This is a genomic window from Flavobacterium sp. (assembly GCF_049590715.1).
GTDB lineage: Bacteria > Bacteroidota > Bacteroidia > Flavobacteriales > Flavobacteriaceae > Flavobacterium.
The window spans coordinates 1-22076 of record NZ_JBAWDL010000252.1; the positions used below are offsets into that span (position 1 = coordinate 1).

A 22076-nucleotide genomic window follows, 5' to 3' on the forward strand; every position below is an offset into this window, starting at 1 on the left:
CAATGACCATAAACACTTCGCTAGAAACAAAACCCAATTCAATATTTAATGCTGCCGTAATTGTAGCTGCTTTGGGTTATTTTGTAGATATCTATGATTTACTATTATTTGGAATTGTAAGAACTGACAGCCTTAAAGATTTAGGAGTTGTAGGAGATGCAATTCGGAACCAAGGGGAATACCTTATTAGTATGCAAATGGGCGGAATGCTCTTTGGAGGAATATTGTGGGGAATTTTAGGAGATAAAAAAGGGCGGATATCAGTGCTTTTTGGTTCCATTTTAATTTATTCTATAGCGAATATTGCTAATGGAATGGTAACTACTGTTGACGGCTATGCTTTTTGGCGTTTGATTGCCGGAATTGGACTTGCTGGTGAATTAGGTGCAGGAATCACATTGGTAACCGAAAGTTTACCTAAAGAAAAACGAGGATATGGAACGATGATTGTAGCTTCTATTGGAGTTTCAGGAGCAATTGCTGCGTTCTTAGTTTATCAAATATTCCAAGATTGGCGTTTGTGTTATTATGCAGGAGGAATCCTTGGTGTACTATTATTGTTTATGAGAATTAAAATAAGCGAATCTGGAATTTTTCAAAAAGTAGCCGAAAGCAATGAAAAAAAAGGAGATTTTCTTTCCTTGTTTTCCAATAAAAACCGATTTTTTAAATATTTACAATGTATTCTTATTGGGATTCCTATTTGGTTTTTAGTAGGAGTTTTGATTACTTTCTCACCTGAATTTGCAAAAGCATTAAACGTCGAAGGAGCAGATACAATTTCAGCAGGTCAAGCGATTGCTTGGTGTTATTCAGGATTAGTATTTGGTGATATTGCGAGTGGTTTATTGAGTCAGTGGTTTAAAAGTCGTAAAAAAATAATGTATTTATTTTTAGTACTCAATCTAGCCATGGTGTTTATATTTCTAAACTCTTTTGGAATATCAGTACAAGCTTTTTATTTTATTTGTCTTGCCATGGGATTCTCAGTAGGCTATTGGGTGTTATTTATTACTATTGCAGCAGAGCAATTTGGAACTAATATTAGAGCAACCGTTACCACAACAGTTCCTAATTTTGTTAGAGGACTATTACCTCTTATCATTTTAACCTATACGTTTTTTAGAGACGATTTATTAAATGGCGATATCTTAAAAGCAGGGATGGTAGTAGGTTGCCTACTTTCTGCAATAGCAATTCTAGCACTTTGGAAACTTAAAGAAACCTTCCATACTGATTTAGATTTTATTGAACAGAAAAATTAAAATCTTTAAAAAACACAATTCACTAGTAATACATCACTTTAAAAAAACCATCTAATCAAAAATGTTTTATATCATATTCCAAAATAACGTTTTTTTTACATAAACCTAAACTAATCCATAAATTCAAGTTAATATAGTCCAATTTAGTTATGGAATTAATAGTAAATTCGGTATTTTTGAAAAAAAATTAAAAAAGATACTGTTTACTTTTAAACTGTATTTAAGAAATTAAGCTTCTATGAAAAAAAAATTAATAAAAATCTATAAATCAGATCTCTTTACAGAATTTTTTGACAATGAAAAGTCAAGTGGACTGGTATTAATTGCTTGCACAATCGTTTCATTAGTTTTAGCCAATTCTATTTTTGGATCACAATACCATCATATGTGGTTAACTCCTATAGGTGGACAATCATTAGAATATTGGATTAATGATGGCTTGATGGCTATCTTCTTTTTATTAATAGGTCTAGAACTAGAAAGAGAAATATACATAGGAGAATTATCTAACATAAAGGATGCCTTACTTCCTATTTTTGCAGCTTTAGGAGGAATGTTAGTCCCAGCAGGATTATATTTATTATTAAATCAAGCGGATTTTACTCGATCAGGAGCAGGAATTCCTATGGCCACCGATATTGCCTTTGCTTTAGGAGTTCTTTCTTTATTAGGAAATAGAGTTCCTTTATCGCTCAAAATATTCCTTACTGCATTGGCAGTAATTGATGACTTAGGTGCTATTTTAGTGATAGCCGCTTTTTATACTAAAACGTTGTTTTGGACTAATTTACTTTCAGCTTTAGGTATACTTCTAGTCATGTTTATCATGAACAGAATGAAGGTTGTAAAATTATGGCCTTATTTAATTGGTGGAGTTATCATGTGGTACTTCATGTTGAACTCAGGAATTCATGCTACAATTACAGGAGTACTATTGGCTTTTGTTATTCCTTTTGAAGGAGGAGAGAAAAAATCAATCTCTTATCAATTACAACACTTTTTACACAAACCTGTTGGTTTTATCATTCTTCCTCTTTTTGCACTAGCAAATACAGCAATTGTTTTAAGTTCTAATATTGGAGAAACATTAGAACAACATTATAGCATAGGAATTGCTGTAGGTCTTATTTTAGGGAAGCCAATAGGAATTGCACTTTTTAGTTTTCTAGCCGTTTCAATAGGTTTTTGCAAACTTCCAGCTGACTTAAACTGGAAAACAATTATCTCTGTGGGCTTTTTAGGAGGAATTGGATTTACAATGTCAATCTTCATTACTTTACTTGCTTTTGATAATCAAGAGATTATTAATAATGCCAAATTTGTAATATTATTATCCTCACTTGCAGCAGGTACCATTGGCTTCCTTGCTTTAAAAAAAACTTTAAAAAAAGTTAATTAGCAATAGGTAATCTTGCTATTTTAACTTCATAAGAAACTGAGAAAAGCTATAAAAACAAAAAAACCTCGTTTTGAAATTCAGAACGAGGTCTTTTTTTTTTATGATTTAAGAAATTAAAACGTTTATTCTATATGCATTTCATTTCTTCCATTTAAAGTTTTAGAATCATTTATAAGTTCAACAGCTTGATTCGATAGGTTTAGTTTTACCATTTTATTGGCACCAGTAATTTTCTCAATTGCAATACTTAGTAATGGCTCGGAGGCTTCACCTAATACTCCAAAACGAAGGAATGACTCTTTTAAATTATAAGAAGGAACCAACCCTGTTTCATACTCTCCAAAACCATTTTTATTGACTGATTTAGCCACTATAGGTTGCATAGCATATTTATGATTTGGATTCCTATTATTGGATCTAAAATTGGCCGAATCATATAAAGTAACTGAAGCCACATTTTTACCATAAGTTACGTCTCCTATTTGAACAACATTGATATACGGAGCTAAACCATTAATAATTAATTCGCTTGCCGAAGCAGTACTCTTGGTTGTCAGAATATAAATTTTAGATATATTCAAACTATTAATTGTTGCAGATCCAATTTTATCAGGAAATAAATAATCAACATTATTACCACTCTTTTTACAATTGTACGTCAACTTAGTAAAAATTTGATTCGTAAATTGTCCCGTAATCATACTTGCCAATCTTGTAGCTGTTAATACGGATCCACCTCCATTATAACGCAAATCTAAAACAAAATCTGTTACCCCTTTCAAATCACTAAAAGCATCATTCAATTGAGTGTCATAATTAGAATAAAATCCATTATACATTAAATAACCTATTTTATGATTTCCCTGTTCGATGATTTTATTGATTAAAATAGGATTTTCATTCAAAATTGTTTTTGTAAAATCAATCACTTTTCCATTTGGAACAAAATCAGTTCCATTGTAATCAGCAAAACTCAATTTATAACTTTCAGAAGTACTATATAATAAAGAAGTATAATTAGTAATAGAAAGAGGTACACCATCCACTGCATAAAAAATATCTCCACGTTTAACATCCTTGTCCTTGGCAGCCGCATCAGAATCTGGAATTATGTAGCGTACATAACCTACTACTTCTGTGGAACCTATGCTTTTAAGACTAAGTCCAAACTCAATACCATTATTTTTTGTTGTTCCTTGCAAGGTTTGTTCAAGCACAGTATAATCACTTACAATCCAACTAAATCTATCTATCTTCTTATCAATTCTCAAAGCATCAAATAAATTTTCTGGAGTATAATTTGATAAAAAACTGGCGTATTGTGCTTGATTAGCAAAGCGATCATCAGCTAAATCAGGCACATCAGCTTGCCATAAGTAATACACATTGAGCCCTTTCCAAATAAAATCATTTACTTGAAGAGATTGCGGAAGAGGAATATCATCATTATCTTCACAATTTTGAAAAACAAAACCTGTAAGAATAAGGAAAAGTATAAATCTAAATTTGATTTTCATAATGGTGTTTTATATAGATCATTAACGTAAAAATACTATCTTTAGTTTTAATTAATTAATTTTTGAACCTAAATAATTGATGATGATCATGAGATTAATAATTACAAAAAGCTCCCTTTTACTACTAATTATAGTTGTTGGAATATGCATTTTATATCATTACAAGACTTCAGAAAACGAATTGGGAACATATCAAAGCCCTGAGAAAGCACTTCAAGAAACTCAAAAAGCCTTATCAACACTATCTATTCAATTGAATCTTGGCATGAAAACTGTACTGCATATAAAGGAGTACGAACAAACAAAAAATAAAATATTCATCGATCAAAAATACTATACCAAATGAAAAACTACTTTATATTATTATTTCTAATAACATTCACAACTTCAATTTTTGCACAAAATAATACTTTAGACAAATTCAACGACCAAGATGGAATTACTGCTGTTGTAGTAAATAAAAAAATGTTTGATTTGATGAGTAAAGTAAAAGTAGATGCTTCAGATAAGGAAATGCAGCAATACATGAGCCTAATCAAAAAATTAGACAACCTTAAAGTATATTCTACAACTAATGCTAAAGCAGCGTTAGACATGAAAACAACTGCTGACAAATACATTAAAACCGTTGGCCTAGAAGAGTTGATGAAAGTAAATGAAAATGGCAAAAACATTCGAATTGTTGTAAAATCAGGAACTGCAGATTCACAAATCAAGGAATTACTAATGTTTATTGAAGGTAACGGCCGAGATAACGAAACGGTATTAATGTCATTAACTGGAAATTTCAATTTGAATGAAATAGCAGTATTAACAGATAAAATGAGAATTCCTGGTGGTGAAGAACTCAAAAAAGCAACTAAGAGATAACCTAGAACTTCCATTCCTTTATAATTAAAAACAAAAATGAGGCATTACAGCCTCATTTTTGTTTTTATGTATGCTTTATTCCCATCAACACTTCTATACAATAGTCGTTGATAGCTATTTATCAAGTAATTTTAAATGAACCATAACTCACAAATTGGTCATAAAAAAAATGAGCCCGACATCAATCGAGCTCATCTTTATAAAATTATTTTAACTTATGTTATTATTGCACTAATAGGATTTCAACTCTTCTGTTTTGAGCTCTACCATCAACAGTTTTATTACTTGCAATTGGTCTTTCAACTCCATAACCTTCTGAGCTAAGTCTATCAGAACTAATTCCTTTAGAGATCAAATAATCCTTAACAGCAGCTGCTCTTTCTTTTGATAGTTGCAAATTTTTAGCAACACTACCTGTACTATCTGTATATCCTTCTAATTTAAATTTAGCAGTTTTAAACTCATTCATTACTTTCACAATTTCATCTAATTTAGCATCAGATTCCTGCTTGATAGTTGATTTCCCAGTATTAAATAGCACTTCTTTAGAGAAATCATTCAAGTGTTTAATCACTTCAGTAGTTATCACCGTAACTACTTCAGGACAACCTTTATTAGCTACTGTTCCAGCTACATTTGGACATTTATCGTCTTTATCTAGAACACCATCTCCATCAGTATCTTTCCATGGACATCCTTTGTTTTCAACTGGACCAGCTACGTCTGGACAAGAGTCATCTTTATCTAAAATAGAATCTCCATCAGTATCTTTCCATGGACATCCGTTGTTTTCAACTGGACCAGCAACATTTGGACAAGTATCATCTTTATCTAAAATGGTGTCTCCATCCGTATCTTTCCATGGACATCCATTATTTTCAACAGGACCTGCCACATCTGGACAAGCATCAACAGTATCAAAAACACCATCACCATCTGCATCAATAATTTTATGTTTTTGATACACTGGAATTTTTAAACCTAAATAAATATCAGCTGCTCTAGAGTTTTTGGAAACAAGATTAGAAATTGCAGAGCCAGAACCAATAAAGAAAACACCTGTACGTAAACCTACTCCTACTAGAGCTTGTTTGCTATAATCCATGTAAGAAACAGGAACATTGAAACTAAACCATTTTGATTCAAAACGTGGCGTTAAGCTAATACGATTTGAAATACTATTTTGACTTACTTTATCTTTACCTACAACATTAATGTCTCCATTTAAGTTCAAATAAAATTTATTATGAATATTCCAATCTACATCAGCATGTAAAGCTGTTGGCAAATTAGATTTTACATCTCCACCAGTAAATGTTGAAGTAAACTCTTTTTTCATAAAATCATCAAAGTTCTTCGCATTATCAAAATCATCTTTAGTAAAAGTTTTATTTAAATCATAACCATTACGAATTCCTTTGTCATATTTCATAGATCCTATATCAGTAACCGAAACACCAAAACGAATTTTGTATTTATTTACCTCTTTAAGATAATTGATATCATCTCTTGAAGCATCATATTCAGGTCTCCATTCATAAACCAATCCAAAATCGAAACCAATACCTTTAGATTTAGCATCAAAATTAATTTCAGAATCGTTAGAAAAATCTTGACTTGAACCATAGGTCGCTGTACCAGAAGTAGTATAGTTGTCTAATAGAGGATTTCCTAAATCATTATACGCAACAGAAACATTTGTTCCTTGAAAATGGTAATTAGCTACACCTTGTAAATATTTAGCAGTAATACCTCCTTTTAAAAAGTGCTGCCCTCTTTGATACAATACAGCAGCATATGAAAGACCTATCTCTCCCCAAGAATTCCCAACTGCATTTGGACTACCTAATGTTGCAGAAGGAAAAGTAGTCTGATTTTCTTTTGTAAGATCATTAATTACTGTTCCGTTTATATTAAGTACATTCACAAAAGCTCTAGCTCTTGTAAATATAGCTAATGAATGTTTTGGAGCAATATTAAACATAAATGACGGCCCCATAACATCTGTATTAACTACAGCATTATTATTGTTTGTAAACGATTTTTTTCCTTCTTTATCAAAATCAAAATCTGATTTTAATGCATCTGAAATACTCACACCATAAGCATCATTATTCACTGATGCACTAATAGAAACCAAATTGATGTCAGTTTTGAAACGAGAATCTACGATAGATGCAGGGTTAAACAATACTCCTTGAACTCCCGCATAATTATCATGAGTAAAGCCCTGATAAGACTGCGCATTTGCCGAAACGAAACTTGTAAGAACAAGTATTCCTAATAAACCTTTTTTCATATTACATCTAATTAATTACTACTCTGATTAATTTTAAGTTTTTAGCAAAAATAATAAAATTTTAAGAGTATTTAAGATATACTTTCCTATTATTTATACGTTAACGATTACGTTCTATATAAGAATGCCATACTATTTTGTAATAGTATGGCATCTGTTTTTATTTTCTTACACTAAATCTTAGAAGATCTCGCTTGCTTCTTTTAGTTTCTCCGTATTATTAACCAATTGTAATTCGTCAACAATTTTTTGAATATCACCATTCATGATATTTCCCAAATCATATAACGTCAATCCTACACGGTGATCTGTTACACGCCCTTGAGCATAATTATACGTACGAATCTTAGCTGAACGGTCACCTGAACTTACTTGTGACGTACGTTTAGTAGCATCTTCCGCTTGTTTTTTAGCTAATTCTTGTTCGTATAAACGAGAACGCAATACGATGAAAGCTTTGTCTTTATTCTTGTGTTGTGATTTTTGATCTTGACATTGCGCCACTAATCCAGTAGGAATGTGTGTCAAACGCACGGCAGACTTAGTTGTATTTACCGATTGCCCACCAGGTCCTGACGAACAAAAGAAATCTACACGTACATCATTCATGTCAATTTGCACATCAAATTCTTCCGCTTCTGGCAACACCATTACTGTAGCCGCTGATGTATGCACACGTCCTTGTGTTTCTGTTTGTGGCACACGTTGCACACGGTGTACTCCCGCTTCAAACTTCAATGTTCCATATACATCCTCACCAGTTACCTCAAAAATCACCTCTTTAAAACCACCAGAGGTTCCTTCATTCATATCTACTACTGATGTTCTCCAACCTTGGTTTTCACAATATTTAGTATACATACGGAACAAATCACCTGCAAAAATACTTGCTTCATCTCCACCGGTTCCGGCACGAATTTCCACCATGACATTTTTAGCATCTTCAGGATCTTTAGGAATCAACATAAATTTGATTTCATCCTCTAGTTCTGGTAATCTATTCTTAGCTTCATCGAGTTGCATTTTGGCCATTTCGGTCATATCTGCATCACTACCGTCGGAGATAATTTCGTTTGCTTCCTCAATATTCGCCATCAAGAGCACATATTCATCTCTTTTTTCAGCTAGTGCTTTTAAACTTTTATATTCTTGATTCAATTGCACATAACGTTTTTGATCCATGATCACATCGGGTTGAATAATCAAATCCGAAATCTCATCAAAACGCTGTTTTACTATTTGAAGTCTATCTAACATATTATATATTCCTTTATTGGAGTGCAAAAATACAACTTTTTTGTTTAAAGTTTCAAGTTTAAATTTCCAAGTTTTTCATGGAGCTATTTCCCATCATCCGTTTCAAGCTTCACGGTTTCAAACCCTTTTTCTAAGTACTGGCAGGAGCTTCCTCTGGTCGCTCTGCCAGCACAAGAAAAAGTGGTTTTCAATCGTAAAGGCTTTTCACTACTACTGGGGCTAAAGAGTTACCCCCATTACAATTTAACGCTAATACAAAGATAATTTCACTTTACTTATTAATTTATAATGTATTAAAAAACAAGTGTTTTACAACTTTTAATCTTTAACAAAGATAATAGGTACCGATGGGAGTAGCATCTTTCTGAACTAGCATTTATACCCCTCAGAATATAGCAGGGTAGGAACGGTCGTTCCTAAAAAAAACTAATGTTCATGTTCTCCTCCACCTTTAGCAGTACTCAAAAGATAGAAAGCACCTTTGATCACTATTTTAGCATCAGCTGGAATGTTTTCTAATAGTTTTACTTCGGTATAACCTAAATCTGTGGTACCAGGAACGACCTCGATAGCTTTGAAATGGACTTCGCCTTCCTCATGGTGAGAAGCAGCTCCCTCCTCTTTATGCGCAGCTTCTTTAGGACTGGAATCGATTAAAAAGATGAAATATTTATCGCCATTTCTCACAATAGCATCTTTTGGCAAAGCAGGAACTGATTGGTTTGTAATGTTGATATTTGCCGCCACATACATACCTGAAATCAAATCTTTAGTATCAGCAGAATTGATTTTGGCATGAACAGCTACGGTTTTACTTTGGTTAGAAAAGGATTTATTAATCCCGAAAATCGTTCCTTTAATAGACTTGTTCGACTGATTCGTTAATACAAAATCCACTACTTGACCGATAGAAATTTTGCTCAAATCTTTTTCGAACACATTCAAATCTAAGTGCATTTGACTATTATCCACCACTTCAAAAAGGGTAATTCCAGTAGCAGCATAAGCCCCTTTGGTAATACTAATATGCCCCACATAGCCACTTATAGGTGCTAAAATAGGAATCAAAGAACCGTTACCAGACAAACTCACGTTCAAAGCATGTAATTTGGTTTTGGCAGCTTTGGCTCTCGCTCTTTCCACTGCTAATTTTGATTTTACTTCTTGAAACGTCTTTAACGGATTAACATTTTCCTCGCTCAAGGTTCTTTGGCGGTTGTATTCTAATTGCAAGTATTCCACATTTGCAATTGCGGAGCTGTACTCTTCTTGAATCTGGGTAATATCTAAATTCTGAATAGTTGCCAACGTTTTTCCTTTATTCACATACGTCCCTTCCAGAACAAAGATATCTTTAACTACTCCACCAATTAAGGTTGAAATATTTGCCATATTTTGTGGCGGAACAGCGGTATAGCCATTCGCTTTGATGATCGTATTGAGGTTTTTCATCTCGATACTTCCTGTTTCAATTCCTATGGTTTGGTATTGGGTAGCGGTTAATTCCAGTTCGGTTTCTGATTTTTCCTCTTCTTCATGTTGTTCTTCCGTTTTCTTTTCTCCACAAGAAAAAAGGAGCAAACTGCAACAAAAAAGCAAAGCTACTGAAAAAGTAAAATGATATTTTGAGACTATATTTATTTGTTTATTTTTCATTTTTGATTTGGTTAATTATTTGTAAAAGAAGGAAATCGTAACGCAATTGCGCTTTGATTATAGGCGTTCAAGGCTTCGGTATTTTGTTTTTTAATATCAATTGCTTGATTCAAAAAACTGATATAATTCCAGTAACTCATATCGCCATTAGCATAACTTTTTTGTGCTGTCCTGATGATTTGATCCGCATAATTCAAGCCTTCTTTTTGATAATAATGCACTGCTTTTTGTTGCTTTTCGAATTCATTTATCAAAATTTCTTTTTGCAATTTTAGCATCAATGTGTTTTTATCCAAAACCAATTGCGATTGCATGACACTCATCTCAGAAGCCTTTGCTCTGGCGGTATTCCCACCTCCAAAAATTGGAATTTGCAATCCCGCCGTAATTCCTTGAAACAGGGTTTTGGTATCAATGGTTTGTGCAAAATACCCCAATCCCACTTTAGGCGTCCGCATAGCTTTGTACGTCGACGCTTCCTTTTGATAGACTAATATTTCTTGTTCGTAATAATTACTTACTAATTCTTGGATTCGGTTCTCTTTAGTGTGGGTCATAATCTCGTATTGTAATGCTGTAGTGGTGTCTGGAAGCACATTCTCATCGGTTTGAAGGAAAAACTGCCATTGTTTTTGATAGACTCCCAAATCATTTTCTAACTGTGCTTTTTGAGTTTCAATCTCTTTCACTTTAGCCTTGGCACTAATTACTTCAATAGAACCACTTTCGCCTGTTTTAAAACGGAGTTCGGCATTTTTTAAAAACTCCGCATAAATAGTATGAAGCTCATTGTTCAAGTGCTGAATTGAAACGCCGTACAAATATTGATAATAAGACAACGTCACGGCCTTCTCCATTTCATATTCCGTTAAGTCTCTTCTACGTTCGGCTAGACTAGCTAAAGCTTCTTGCAATTGTCGGTTGGCTTTTGTAATGGTACCAATGGGAAAATACTGCTGTACTGCAATATTGTGGTCGTAGAACTCACTATTAAATTGTCCACCTTGATATTGAACCTGTAACGGATCAACTTGAAAAGCTGTTTTTTTGAGTAGCCTTTGTTTGTCGACTTCAGTATCAGCAATTTTTAAATCTGTATTGTTTTTCTTGGCTAAAAGAATCGCATTTTCAAGCGTGATGGTCTGTTTATTTTGAGCAAATGCAAAACTGTTCACCAATACCACGATTACAAAACCGAATAAAAATTGGAACGGATTTCTTTGTATTTTATCTGTATTTTTCATTTTATAAATTTTTATTGGAGTCCAAAACAGTATCTTCTTTTTTTGAAAAAAGGGTATTTTTGGATGTTTCGAATAATAAATAAAGAATTGGCAAGACAATCAAAGTCAATAAAGTCGCTGACATCAACCCACCAATCACTACGGTCGCCAATGGTTTTTGAACTTCGGCACCACCACTATTGGACAATGCCATAGGTAAGAATCCCAACGAAGCTACTGCGGCCGTCATCAAAACGGGTCTTAACCTAGTTTTAGTTCCTATTCTAATACGTTCTAGCGGACTCAAAATTCCCTCGGCTTTTAATTGGTTGAAATACGAAATCAGTACGATTCCGTTTAAAACAGCTATTCCAAATAAAGCAATAAATCCAATTCCCGCCGAAATACTAAATGGCATTCCTCGTAACCACAATGCATACACGCCACCAATAGCGGATAGTGGAATTGCAGTAAAAATTAATAACGATTGTTTGATGCTGTCAAAAGTAAAATACAACAAGACTAGAATCAGTCCCAAAGCCACAGGAACAGCTACTGACAGCCGTTTGTTTGCTTCGATTAAACTCTGAAATTGTCCTCCATACGTAATATAATAACCCGCAGGAAGTTGGAATTTACCGTCTAATTTTAGTTTAATCTCTTCGACCACACTTTTAATATCACGACCACGAACATTCAATCCTACAGCTATTCTACGTTTTCCGTTTTCACGAGACACTTGTACAGGACCTTGCTCATAGTTGATGGTTGCTACTTGTGATAGTGGTACTTGTTGCCCACTAGGTAACGGAATAAATAAATTACTCACATCACTAATATCGGTACGATTCGTTTGATCCATTCGCACTACAATATCAAAACGCTTGCTTTGATCGTAGATTTTACCCGCCACATCTCCCGCAAAGGAAGACCGAATCACTTGGTTAATATCGACAATATTCAGCCCGTACAAAGCAATTTTATTGTAATCGTATTTGATGGTAATTTGAGGTAAACCCGTCACTTTTTCAGCTTTTAAATCCCCCACACCTTCAATAGATTTGACTTTCGAAATCAATTCATCGGCTTTGGTTGCCAAAATTTCTAAGTCATCACCAAAAATTTTAATCGCAATATCGCTTTTACTTCCCGTCATCAATTCGTTAAAACGCATCTGGATGGGTTGCGAAACTTCTATAGAAACATAGGAAAGCTCTTTATTGATTTCTGCTTTCATAGCTTCCCCAATATCTTCCCAGTTTTTATATTTACTATCCCATTCATTTTTATCTTTCAATACAATCACAAGATCTCCATTTTCAATAGGCATAGGATCAGTGGGAATTTCTCCTGTTCCTATTTTAGTTACAATCGTTTTTATTTCAGGAAATTTGGCTTTTAATATTTTCTCACATGCCGTAGTTGCTTGAATCATTTCCGTCAAAGAACTTCCTGTCATGATTCTAGTTTCAAAAGCTAAATCTCCCTCTTCAATGGTGGGAATAAACTCCCCTCCCATATTTTGGAACACAAAAAAAGCAATTGCAAAAAGGGCGAACGCAATTCCCAAAACCAGCGTTTTCAATTGCAAGGCTTTCTCTAAAAAAGGCGTGTATAATTTCTCCAACCAGGCCATCATGCGGTCACTAAAATTGGGTTTGTGTTCTGTTTTTTTGGATAAAAAGAGCGCACTCATCATCGGCACATAGGTCAATGACAAGATAAAAGCACCTAAAACCGCAAAACCTACCGTCATTGCCATCGGTCGGAACATTTTTCCTTCGGTTCCCACTAAGGCCAAAATTGGCAAATAAACAATCAAAATAATAATTTCACCAAAAGCTGCGCTATTCCTGATTTTTGAAGCCGATTCATAAACCTCAGCATCCATTTCGACTTGGGTTAGTTCTTTTTTCTTTTTTAGCTTTTGCAAATGATGCATCGTAGCTTCAACGATGATCACGGCACCATCGACAATAATTCCAAAATCAATCGCCCCCAAACTCATCAAGTTCCCACTCACACCAAAAGCATTCATCAAAATCACCGCAAACAACATCGCCAGCGGAATTACCGAAGCCACAATCAATCCTGCTCGAAGATTCCCAAGGAACAAAATCAATACAAAAATCACGATTAATGCTCCTTCTAAAAGGTTAGTAGTCACTGTTCCAATGGCGTTATCTACTAATTTACTTCGGTCGATAAATGCTTCGGCAACGACGCCTTCAGGTAGTGTTTTGTTGATTTGAGCCATTTTTTCTTTGACTCTTTTAACTACCCCACTCGAGTTTTCTCCTTTTAACATCAAGACTAATCCTGAAACGATTTCACCTTTTCCATCTTTGGTGGAAGCTCCGTAACGCAAGGCAACACCTTCTTGTACCTTTGCCACATCACGAACTAAAACTGGAGCACCATTACGGTTTTTAATCACTACATTTTCTAGATCTTTGATCCCTGTTGCCATTCCTACCCCACGGATGAAATAGGCATATTGATCTTTCTCAATATAGGCACCACCTGTATTTTGATTGTTTTTTTGCAAAGCATCAAAAATCTCGGTTATCGTTACTCCTAAACTATTAAGGGTACTCGGATTTACTGCAATTTCGTATTGTTTCAGTTTTCCTCCCCAAGTACTAATCTCAGCCACACCTTCAGTTCCTTGCAATTGTGGAACGATAATCCAATCTTGAATTGTACGCAATTGAACTGCATCGTATTTATCTTCGTAGCCTTTTTTCGCATAGACATCGTATTGGTAAATTTCACCAAGACCTGTCGAAATAGGGGCTAATTCTGGCGAGCCTGCATACGCTGGAATATTTTCTTGTGCTTTTTTTAAGCGTTGAAAAATTTGTTCTCGTGCCCAATAAATATCCACGTCCTCTTTGAAAACTACCGTAACGACTGATAGTCCAAAACGAGAGATGCTTCGGAGTTCAATTATTTTTGGGATCGTTTTTATCTCCTGCTCTAATGGATACGTAATTAATTGCTCTACTTCCTGACTCGCCAATGTGGGAGCCGTGGTAATAATTTGCACTTGATTGTTAGTAACATCTGGCAAAGCATCGATGGGTAATTGACTGAGTGAATAACTCCCCATGGCAATAAGTACAAGGGTAAAAAGCAGTATAATAAATTTATTCTTTATACTGAATTGTATTATTTTATCTAACATTTTTGAATATCATGAATTAGAAAATCAGCAAACAAGCGTTTGCTATCGTTGTGGAAACCACATGACTTTATCCCCTTACACAAAGTAAATTAAACAGATTTTCGAATAATAGAGAGCGAATTTTGATTTCAGATTTTACATCTAAAATCAAAATTCGTTGATCAAAAATGTTCAATCATCTTAATTTTGAGAGGGATTTATTACGCTATTTGTGGGGGTTGCCAAATACTTCCAAAGAAATTAGAGTTGGCAATTGAAGTATAGAAGGAATTTGAAGATTGTATCTCTTCATAAGTCACTGCAACAAGTATTGGCACAGTCGCCGTAAATGTTAATGTATGAAAACCGCAACAACTACAAATACAAAAAGGCGAACATAAATCATTATCTGTATCGTGTGCATGTCCTGCATCATTTGCATTCTCAATTACACTTTGATGCGCCAAACTATCCACCTTCATGTCCGCACAAGGCAAACACGAAAGCACAACCAAATAAAGAGATAATAAGATGTTAAGCATTTTCATTGTTGTAAAATTAAGCATAATAAACAAATTCCATCCCCCAATTGTGTTTTTATTTTAAAGGTTTCACACTAAGACTTGGCTTTTTTAGTGCCTTATTCCTGCTATTCGTCCCACTACCGAATTCTTTTCTGGAGCACAAAGAAAATTGATAAATAAAAAGAATAAAAAAATAAAACCATTACCCTTTTACTGATCTTGATGCGGAAATTAAAAACAATAAAGTTGGCATGGAAAACGCATGAGGTAAATAATCACTACTAATTTGCTTATTTTTTTTCCTAACTTATATTTTATTAGTAGTAGCAAATAAATGTAGGATAATACCACTTAGGAGGTCTATTTACAATCAAGATAAATTTAAAAATTAGCAAATCTGAGGCTATAATAACTCATGCTTTTACCCTAAAATTTTGTTGCTTTTTTTGTTATTTTATAGAATTTGTATGATTTACGGAATGCTGATTTCACAAACAACTATTCTAGCCCAGATAGAAGGGAAAATCCTTTTTTATCTTGTTTTTTCGCAAGATAAAAAAGATTGGAATGATAGCTGGAAAATGCTCCAAAGACTAAAACATTATCTCCTTGCAACTATTCCTAGTCTGGAAATTTTAGGAAAATAACTTGAGACGAAGAAAATTATTTAATGGCTATCAATGACCATTGGCGCATTCATTTATAGAGTAGTGAGACACTAGACAAAGTATGATTAAAAGCACTGATCACAGCCAAAATAAGTTAGGTACAAATTTTATAATCTAGCTCTAAGTAATTTAAAAAATTTGGTTAACATTCTTTCTTTGCTAAACAGATTTTTTTATTATTTTATTTACGATAACTAAAAGGTATTCATGAGTAGTAATTATAAATTCAATAATTTAAATAGGTTCATAACTAGCTACTTTCCAATCATTATTAGACAGATCAATATAATTGTAATGAACAACATCATTTTTATCAAACTGTCCGTTTTTATTGGTATCTTCTACTGTTCTAAAGTACAAACGATTTTGAGATTCAATCAAACTCCAATCAATTAACTCTTGGAAGTTTATAGAAATTTTAGTGAAATTATCTCCGCTAATATCACTCAAATACAAACTTTTAATATCACTTGTATCTAATTTCCCATCTCTATTGGAGTCGATATCAAACAAGGTATAAACCATTATTTTCTTTCTCGTTTTATCAGCTATTCCTTTTAAATAACTTGCTGTTTGAATCAATACTTGTTTATCAGTCAATGGTTTTATAGAGTCTGAATTTACTTTTTGGAATTTTAAATTTTGTAAATAACCTGTAATTTCGTTTTCACTATAATTCGAAATAGTAAAACTTAAATCTATCACGCTAGATGAACCGTAACGAGACTTAGTCCCTCTTTCATACACTCTTAAATCCCCAACCGGGTGAATTAAATAATCAGTCCCTTCTATTTGAATAGGTAAATCAGCAATAGCTATTTGAGTAGAATCAATTTTTGCGAAAGTTTTCTCTTTACTTGCTCCATCATAAATCACTTTGGGTTTTTCAACTTCTTCTTTACAACTGACAAGAATCAAAACCGAAACAAACAAAAACACTATCTTTAAATTTTTCATAACCTATAAATATTAAAACAAAACCAAATGTAATGAATTTAAAAAATGCTTTGGCATTTCTTACCTATTTTAACTGACTAAAAAACCACTATAACTTCGCTATTAACTTAATATTAAACACACGAGTGGTCATATAATTTGGAATACCATATTCCGCTTTAGTATAAACATCCCTTACCCAAGTATTAGTAATGGCATTTTGATTGTTGAAAAGATTAAATATTTCAAATCCTAGAGATAATTCTTTAAAATTTCTAAACATCCTATTTTTTGGTTTAGCTCTAGTCTCATCAATAAAAACCTTATAAAAACCAACATCAACTCTACGGTAATCGTTTAATCTATTTTGATACTTATACGGATCAACATAAGAGGGCGAACCTCCAGGCAAACCTGTATTGTAAACTAAATTCAAATACAATTTTACAGAAGGAATATTTGGCATATAATCTTGGAATAAAGCAGCGAACTTTAACCTTTGATCTGTCGGCCTTGCAATATATCCTTTATCATCGCTATTTTCTTCTGTTTTTAAATAACCAAAACTCAACCAGGACTCTGTTCCTGGAACAAATTCTCCATTCAATCGCACATCCAAACCTTGTGCGTAAGCAATAGCGTTATTATTTGCTACATATCGAATTCGGACATTATCTATTGTATAGGTATTTACATCCGTCAAAGATTTATAATACAATTCAGAAATTAATTTAAAAGGACGTCCCCACATCTTGAAACTATAGTCATTACTAAAAACCAAATGAACAGATTTTTGCGCTTTGACTTTTGGCTGTACTACTCCTAATGAATCACGCAATTCCCGGTAAAAGGGAGGTTGATAATAAATTCCACCAGAAATCCGGAACATCATATCTTTTTCCCAATTAGGTTTAATAGCAAATTGTGCTCTAGGGCTAATTGTTGTTTGCGAATCTCCGTTAGCATTTGTTCCTGAAACAGCCCAATTATGAGCACGTACTCCAGCATTATACCAAACATCTATATCTCCTATTTTATCTTTACGACTCCATTGAAGGTATCCTGAAAAACGATTAATCGCATTAATATTTTGAGTACGAATATTTCGATAAGGCAATAACGGTCCTGTATACGCCGTTTCTGGTTGATTATTAAGGACAAAATCTTTAGGCGGATTGATCGAAAATCCAGCTGAATCAATTACCTCCCACTCCACTACGCGATCACGAATAGATTCTCGGGTAAATTTTGCACCCCATTCCACTAAGTTTTGCTTCCAATCGTGAAATCCTTTTATTTCTGCATTGATAATCAAAGCATCCAAATCATTACGAGCATGATTCAATTGCGAACCTATACCTTTAGTGAAACTAACATTTTCAGAAGCGTTTGAACCAATTTCAGCATCTACATCACTCAAACGGTATTGGGCTAAAATATCAAAATGCTCTTGCTCAGTAGTATGAAAAAGAGAACCAATAAATTTCATCGTAAACGTGTCACTTGCTTTGTAGGTGGTTTTGAGAGCACCAAAATACGTTTCGTATTTATCTTTTTCTTGACCTTCATAATATACGGTTAATGCCATTGGTTTGTCAATGGTCCCAAATTTTGTTTGTCGGGATAAAGGTTGGTAGTTGTATTTATTTTGAGAAATATTTCCCAAGAAGTTAAAATTCCATTTATTCGAAGCATTATAATTCACATTGGTTTGTGCATCGACAAAAGAGGGGGTATAATTCGTTTCAGTATCTTGGCTATTGACTAACAAACTGTTGTTTCTATAACGAACACCTGTAACTGCTGTCCATTTTTTATTTTTAGAAATAACATCTAAGGACATACTTCCTCCTAAAAAACTAGCTTCAAAAGTTCCTGCAAAATGTGTTGGTGTTCTATAGGTAATATCTAAAACAGAAGATAATTTATCACCAAATTTAGCTTGAAATCCTCCAGCGGAAAAATCGACATTTTGAACCAAATCTGTATTGGTAAAACTCAATCCTTCTTGTTGCCCTGAACGAATCAAAAAAGGACGATATACTTCAATTTCGTTAACATAAACTAAGTTTTCGTCATAATTTCCACCTCGTACTGCATATTGCGTACTCAGTTCATTATTTGAATTAACTCCTGGTAACGTTTTCAAAATATTTTCGATACCCGCATTGGCTCCAGCCATTTTCCGAATCAGTTCAGGCTCTATCGAAGTGACCCCTTGTACCCGTCTTCTGTTTGAATTAGTAATAATGATTTCTCCCATTTGTTCCTGCTGGTCATTCATTACAACATTAAACTCATATTCTTCGTCAGCTTTTAAACTAAGGGTTACGGATACTCTTTTTAAAGAAATATGAGAAAACTCTATAGTAACTTTTTGATTCGTTGGTATTTTTAATGAATAAAAACCATCGTTATTCGAGTAGGTATTAGCATTCATCGAAGTGACATTGACATTAACAACCGGCTGATTGTTATTATTCAGAACAATTCCTTTTACAACTGCAGTTTGTCCAAAAGAGGAGAAACCTAGTCCTAAAGCAATAAAAACAAAGAAAATTTTAGTAATATTCAAAATTGTGAGAATTTTATTTTTGACTTCTATAAAAATGCGTTTCAAAGGTAGTTGAATTTCCTACTTCATCCATCACAACAACTTTTAATTCATTAGCTCCTTCGGCAACTACACCATCACTAAAGGTATGAGTAATTCTTCGAGTTTTATAATCATATTCAAACAGGACCCAATTACCATTCAAGTAACCATTATAGGACTTAATTCCAGAACCACTATCGCTAATTGACAACTGTACTGTTTTTTGGGTACTTAACCATTTTCCCTCAATAGAACTTACAATCGAAATAGAAGGATTAGTAGTATCTCTAGCTAAAGTATATTTTCCTAAAGATTTAACTTTTGTTGTAAAAACGTTTCCTTTTCTTGTTGTATAATTATACCCCAAGCGTCCTTTTGAATCTACATCAGCTATATATACTTTATCCCGTTGCTCTTCTGTATATTTAAAATCTTCAACCGTAATCGTAAAACTCGAATGGACTGGTGTATATCCATCATGAAGATATAAGCTATCATTTCGTACATCAAAATTGATATTAAAATTCTCATAAAAAGTCCCAGCAGGAAAAAACACAGACCAATTATTTTTAGCAAAATTATTCTCACGATTGGTTTTTACATAATAATTAGAATTTACCGTTTCCTTTTCAACAATTGGAGTAGAAGCATCGTACCCTATCGGAACATTCACAATCGTGGTGTTTCCAAAAAAATCAGCAATCTCGATGCGATATACAGAACTCAAATTAGGAACTACTGTAATTACTCCATTAGCTGCATCTGTTTTCAAAATGCTTAACGCATAAGGTGTCGTCATAAATAACTTTTGAACGCGTTGCCCCGTTTTTCTGTATTTAGAATAATCAACTAAAGCATTTATATACCGCATTTCATCAAAAGAATAAGTGTCCATTTGATACCCGAAACTTTCTTTTCCATTCAAATAAGACTGCACTTTATAGACACCATTTGTACTATTTGAATTAGTATCATAATCAATGGCGGTGATTCCAAAACCTATTTTACCATTAGCCAATACTCTATTTGCTAAATAAGTTCCATCCTTTTGTAATGATAAATTTAGTAAAAGAGGACGTTTGGATTGATTTACAACCGTTTTCTCATCCAACGGATAAACGTATACTGCTGAAAGAGACGGTTTTTTTGTATCCTTAAAATATTTATCATAACCAAAAAGCAATGGGTTGATGATTTTTTCAGACTTTGTATCGCGAAATTCAAAATGTAAATGAGGCCCTTCGGAAGAACCTGAATTACCAGATAGAGCAATCAATTGTCCTTTAGTAACCACTAAATCACTTGGTTTTAAAAATACTTCAATTTCAAAAGACTTTTCTTTGTATTGTGTTTTTTTAATATAGTCACCAATATCCCCTACTGCTTGTTGTAAATGACAATAAACCGATGTATACCCATTAGGATGGTTAATATAAACAGCATTACCATTGCCAAAAGGTGAAATTTTAATTCTAGAAACGTAGCCGTCAGCAACTGCATGCACTTCCGCTCCTTCTTTTCCTAATGTTTTCAAATCAAAACCAGCATGAAAATGATTGGGTCTCAGTTCAGCAAAATTACCTGATACCAACATGGGGATATCCAAAGGCACTCCGAAATAATCTTTCGGGTAATTTGTCTGAGCCAAAATAACCGTTGAAAACAGTAACAATAAACTATAAAATCTCATTCTTTACATTTTTGCTAAGATAAAAAAGTAATTTGTATTGCATTATAAAAAATTTTAAATCTTGAATTACAAAAACGTAACATTAAATAATTTAGTGTTATAATTTTCTTTTATAAATCATAACCAACTACTTAACTACAATTTGATATTTTTATAATAAAAAAACCCATAAAATATTGCAATAATAAAAAGTAATACTAAATTTGTAATATTAAGTAATGAATTAGGAAATAGAATGAGTGTAATTGTAGAAATAATTGATACTCTTGAAAATAAAGTTGGAAAACTGATTCTAAAAATACAAAATTTAGAGAAAAATTCTCAAGAATTAAAGATCGAATTAACAAAATCTGCACAAACCATAGAACATCAATCTACTGAGATTGAAGCTTTAAAAGCACAATATGAAACACTAAAACTAGCCAACTCATTACTAGGCAGTGACGAAAATAAAAGAGATACAAAGCTTAAAATAAATTCATTGATTCGGGAAATTGATTATTGCATAGCACAGCTATCAGATTAATAATAAATATGGACGATAAGCTTAAAATAAAAATATCAATAGCAGATCGAGTTTACCCTTTAACGGTTGAACTCCCGCAAGAAGAAGGACTTAGAAGTGCTTCCAAGAAAATTGATGTGATGATTAAGCAATTTGAAGAAAATTATGCTGTTCGTGATAAGCAAGACGTTTTGGCCATGTGTGCCTTACAATTTGCCTCTCAAGTAGAACAGAAACAAATTGATAATACGATTAATGGTGAAGAAACTATTGAACGAATTAAAAAAATCAATGCATTGTTAGATCAATATCTCGACAATTAAACGTTCTTTACAGAAACTAAGATACTGCCTACATTAGTTCACATTTGGTAAACTCAACACTAACAAATTAGAATGAGCGAATCATCGTTACTATAGCAAGCCAATTCAGTTTGGAAGCTTGAACAACGAGTTAGCTCAAAACTTGTCTTTTCGAGTTTATTCAAGCAATTAATGTAGGCTTT

Annotated in this window: 16 protein-coding genes and 1 other RNA gene; 7 read left to right on the top strand and 10 right to left on the bottom strand. The window is 33.3% G+C overall.

What is annotated here, in order from left to right:
• The first annotated feature begins 2 nt into the window (after nucleotides 1–2).
• Nucleotides 3–1265 carry an MFS transporter gene (locus tag WBQ70_RS11460; protein WP_423914281.1) on the top strand — a complete coding sequence of 421 codons (1263 nt, stop codon included), beginning with the start codon at nucleotides 3–5 and terminating at the stop codon, nucleotides 1263–1265.
• Between the two features lie 238 nt (nucleotides 1266–1503).
• The gene (nhaA, locus tag WBQ70_RS11465) at nucleotides 1504–2664 is read left to right on the top strand and encodes a Na+/H+ antiporter NhaA (RefSeq protein WP_423914282.1); all 1161 of its coding nucleotides are present in this window, start codon (nucleotides 1504–1506) and stop codon (nucleotides 2662–2664) included.
• A gap of 122 nt (nucleotides 2665–2786) precedes the next feature.
• On the opposite strand, the gene WBQ70_RS11470 is transcribed toward nhaA, so the two are convergent.
• Nucleotides 2787–4181, bottom strand: a complete 1395-nt coding sequence (locus tag WBQ70_RS11470) for a S41 family peptidase (RefSeq protein WP_423914284.1) — start codon at nucleotides 4179–4181, stop codon at nucleotides 2787–2789.
• A 342-nt stretch (nucleotides 4182–4523) separates the two neighbouring features.
• Between WBQ70_RS11470 and WBQ70_RS11475 the strand changes: the two genes are divergently transcribed.
• The gene (locus WBQ70_RS11475; protein ID WP_423914287.1) at nucleotides 4524–5051 is read left to right on the top strand and encodes a DUF4252 domain-containing protein; all 528 of its coding nucleotides are present in this window, start codon (nucleotides 4524–4526) and stop codon (nucleotides 5049–5051) included.
• A 223-nt stretch (nucleotides 5052–5274) separates the two neighbouring features.
• Here WBQ70_RS11475 and WBQ70_RS11480 read toward each other — a convergent pair whose 3' ends face one another.
• From WBQ70_RS11480 to WBQ70_RS11505, 6 genes are all read right to left on the bottom strand, one after another.
• Nucleotides 5275–7350 carry a DUF5723 family protein gene (locus WBQ70_RS11480; RefSeq protein ID WP_423914289.1) on the bottom strand — a complete coding sequence of 692 codons (2076 nt, stop codon included), beginning with the start codon at nucleotides 7348–7350 and terminating at the stop codon, nucleotides 5275–5277.
• 180 nt (nucleotides 7351–7530) lie between these two features.
• Complete coding sequence (prfA, locus tag WBQ70_RS11485) at nucleotides 7531–8607, bottom strand: peptide chain release factor 1 (protein ID WP_423914291.1); 1077 nt, start codon at nucleotides 8605–8607, stop codon at nucleotides 7531–7533.
• Nucleotides 8608–9033: 426 nt separating this feature from the next.
• Nucleotides 9034–10263, bottom strand: a complete 1230-nt coding sequence (locus WBQ70_RS11490; protein ID WP_423914294.1) for an efflux RND transporter periplasmic adaptor subunit — start codon at nucleotides 10261–10263, stop codon at nucleotides 9034–9036.
• 11 nt (nucleotides 10264–10274) lie between these two features.
• Nucleotides 10275–11507, bottom strand: a complete 1233-nt coding sequence (locus tag WBQ70_RS11495) for a TolC family protein (protein ID WP_423914297.1) — start codon at nucleotides 11505–11507, stop codon at nucleotides 10275–10277.
• Between the two features lies 1 nt (nucleotide 11508).
• Nucleotides 11509–14673 (bottom strand): efflux RND transporter permease subunit, encoded by a 3165-nt coding sequence (locus WBQ70_RS11500; protein ID WP_423914299.1) that lies wholly within the window; start codon nucleotides 14671–14673, stop codon nucleotides 11509–11511.
• A gap of 200 nt (nucleotides 14674–14873) precedes the next feature.
• Nucleotides 14874–15200: a DUF6660 family protein gene (locus WBQ70_RS11505; protein ID WP_423914302.1), complete on the bottom strand. Its 327-nt coding sequence runs from the start codon at nucleotides 15198–15200 to the stop codon at nucleotides 14874–14876.
• A gap of 443 nt (nucleotides 15201–15643) precedes the next feature.
• On the opposite strand from WBQ70_RS11505, the gene WBQ70_RS11510 reads away from it, so the two are divergent.
• Nucleotides 15644–15823: a hypothetical protein gene (locus WBQ70_RS11510; RefSeq protein ID WP_423914304.1), complete on the top strand. Its 180-nt coding sequence runs from the start codon at nucleotides 15644–15646 to the stop codon at nucleotides 15821–15823.
• Nucleotides 15824–16078: 255 nt separating this feature from the next.
• Here WBQ70_RS11510 and WBQ70_RS11515 read toward each other — a convergent pair whose 3' ends face one another.
• From WBQ70_RS11515 to WBQ70_RS11525, 3 genes are all read right to left on the bottom strand, one after another.
• Entirely contained in the window at nucleotides 16079–16801 is a 723-nt protein-coding gene (locus WBQ70_RS11515) for a hypothetical protein (protein WP_423914306.1), read from the bottom strand.
• An 88-nt stretch (nucleotides 16802–16889) separates the two neighbouring features.
• Nucleotides 16890–19355 (bottom strand): TonB-dependent receptor, encoded by a 2466-nt coding sequence (locus WBQ70_RS11520; RefSeq protein ID WP_423914308.1) that lies wholly within the window; start codon nucleotides 19353–19355, stop codon nucleotides 16890–16892.
• A gap of 13 nt (nucleotides 19356–19368) precedes the next feature.
• Nucleotides 19369–21066, bottom strand: coding sequence for a M23 family metallopeptidase (locus WBQ70_RS11525; RefSeq protein WP_423914310.1), 1698 nt, complete (start codon nucleotides 21064–21066; stop codon nucleotides 19369–19371).
• A gap of 235 nt (nucleotides 21067–21301) precedes the next feature.
• Here WBQ70_RS11525 and WBQ70_RS11530 point away from each other — a divergent pair, with 235 nt between their 5' ends.
• The 3 genes from WBQ70_RS11530 to ssrS all read left to right on the top strand — a co-directional run bounded on the left by WBQ70_RS11530 (nucleotide 21302) and on the right by ssrS (nucleotide 22052).
• Complete coding sequence (locus WBQ70_RS11530; RefSeq protein ID WP_423914312.1) at nucleotides 21302–21592, top strand: hypothetical protein; 291 nt, start codon at nucleotides 21302–21304, stop codon at nucleotides 21590–21592.
• An 8-nt stretch (nucleotides 21593–21600) separates the two neighbouring features.
• The gene (locus WBQ70_RS11535) at nucleotides 21601–21894 is read left to right on the top strand and encodes a cell division protein ZapA (RefSeq protein WP_423914315.1); all 294 of its coding nucleotides are present in this window, start codon (nucleotides 21601–21603) and stop codon (nucleotides 21892–21894) included.
• Between the two features lie 51 nt (nucleotides 21895–21945).
• Nucleotides 21946–22052, top strand: a non-coding RNA gene (ssrS, locus tag WBQ70_RS11540) — 6S RNA.
• Nucleotides 22053–22076: the final 24 nt, after the last annotated feature.

Coding starts and splice junctions, on each gene's coding strand:
- WBQ70_RS11530 (WP_423914312.1), top strand. CDS start 21,302: ATGAGTGTAATTGTAGAAATAATTGATACTCTTGAAAATAAAGTTGGA.
- WBQ70_RS11525 (WP_423914310.1), bottom strand. CDS start 21,066: ATGAGATTTTATAGTTTATTGTTACTGTTTTCAACGGTTATTTTGGCT.
- WBQ70_RS11460 (WP_423914281.1), top strand. CDS start 3: ATGACCATAAACACTTCGCTAGAAACAAAACCCAATTCAATATTTAAT.
- WBQ70_RS11505 (WP_423914302.1), bottom strand. CDS start 15,200: ATGAAAATGCTTAACATCTTATTATCTCTTTATTTGGTTGTGCTTTCG.
- WBQ70_RS11475 (WP_423914287.1), top strand. CDS start 4,524: ATGAAAAACTACTTTATATTATTATTTCTAATAACATTCACAACTTCA.
- WBQ70_RS11515 (WP_423914306.1), bottom strand. CDS start 16,801: ATGAAAAATTTAAAGATAGTGTTTTTGTTTGTTTCGGTTTTGATTCTT.
- prfA (WP_423914291.1), bottom strand. CDS start 8,607: ATGTTAGATAGACTTCAAATAGTAAAACAGCGTTTTGATGAGATTTCG.
- WBQ70_RS11535 (WP_423914315.1), top strand. CDS start 21,601: ATGGACGATAAGCTTAAAATAAAAATATCAATAGCAGATCGAGTTTAC.
- nhaA (WP_423914282.1), top strand. CDS start 1,504: ATGAAAAAAAAATTAATAAAAATCTATAAATCAGATCTCTTTACAGAA.
- WBQ70_RS11480 (WP_423914289.1), bottom strand. CDS start 7,350: ATGAAAAAAGGTTTATTAGGAATACTTGTTCTTACAAGTTTCGTTTCG.
- WBQ70_RS11470 (WP_423914284.1), bottom strand. CDS start 4,181: ATGAAAATCAAATTTAGATTTATACTTTTCCTTATTCTTACAGGTTTT.
- WBQ70_RS11500 (WP_423914299.1), bottom strand. CDS start 14,673: ATGTTAGATAAAATAATACAATTCAGTATAAAGAATAAATTTATTATA.
- WBQ70_RS11490 (WP_423914294.1), bottom strand. CDS start 10,263: ATGAAAAATAAACAAATAAATATAGTCTCAAAATATCATTTTACTTTT.
- WBQ70_RS11495 (WP_423914297.1), bottom strand. CDS start 11,507: ATGAAAAATACAGATAAAATACAAAGAAATCCGTTCCAATTTTTATTC.
- WBQ70_RS11510 (WP_423914304.1), top strand. CDS start 15,644: ATGATTTACGGAATGCTGATTTCACAAACAACTATTCTAGCCCAGATA.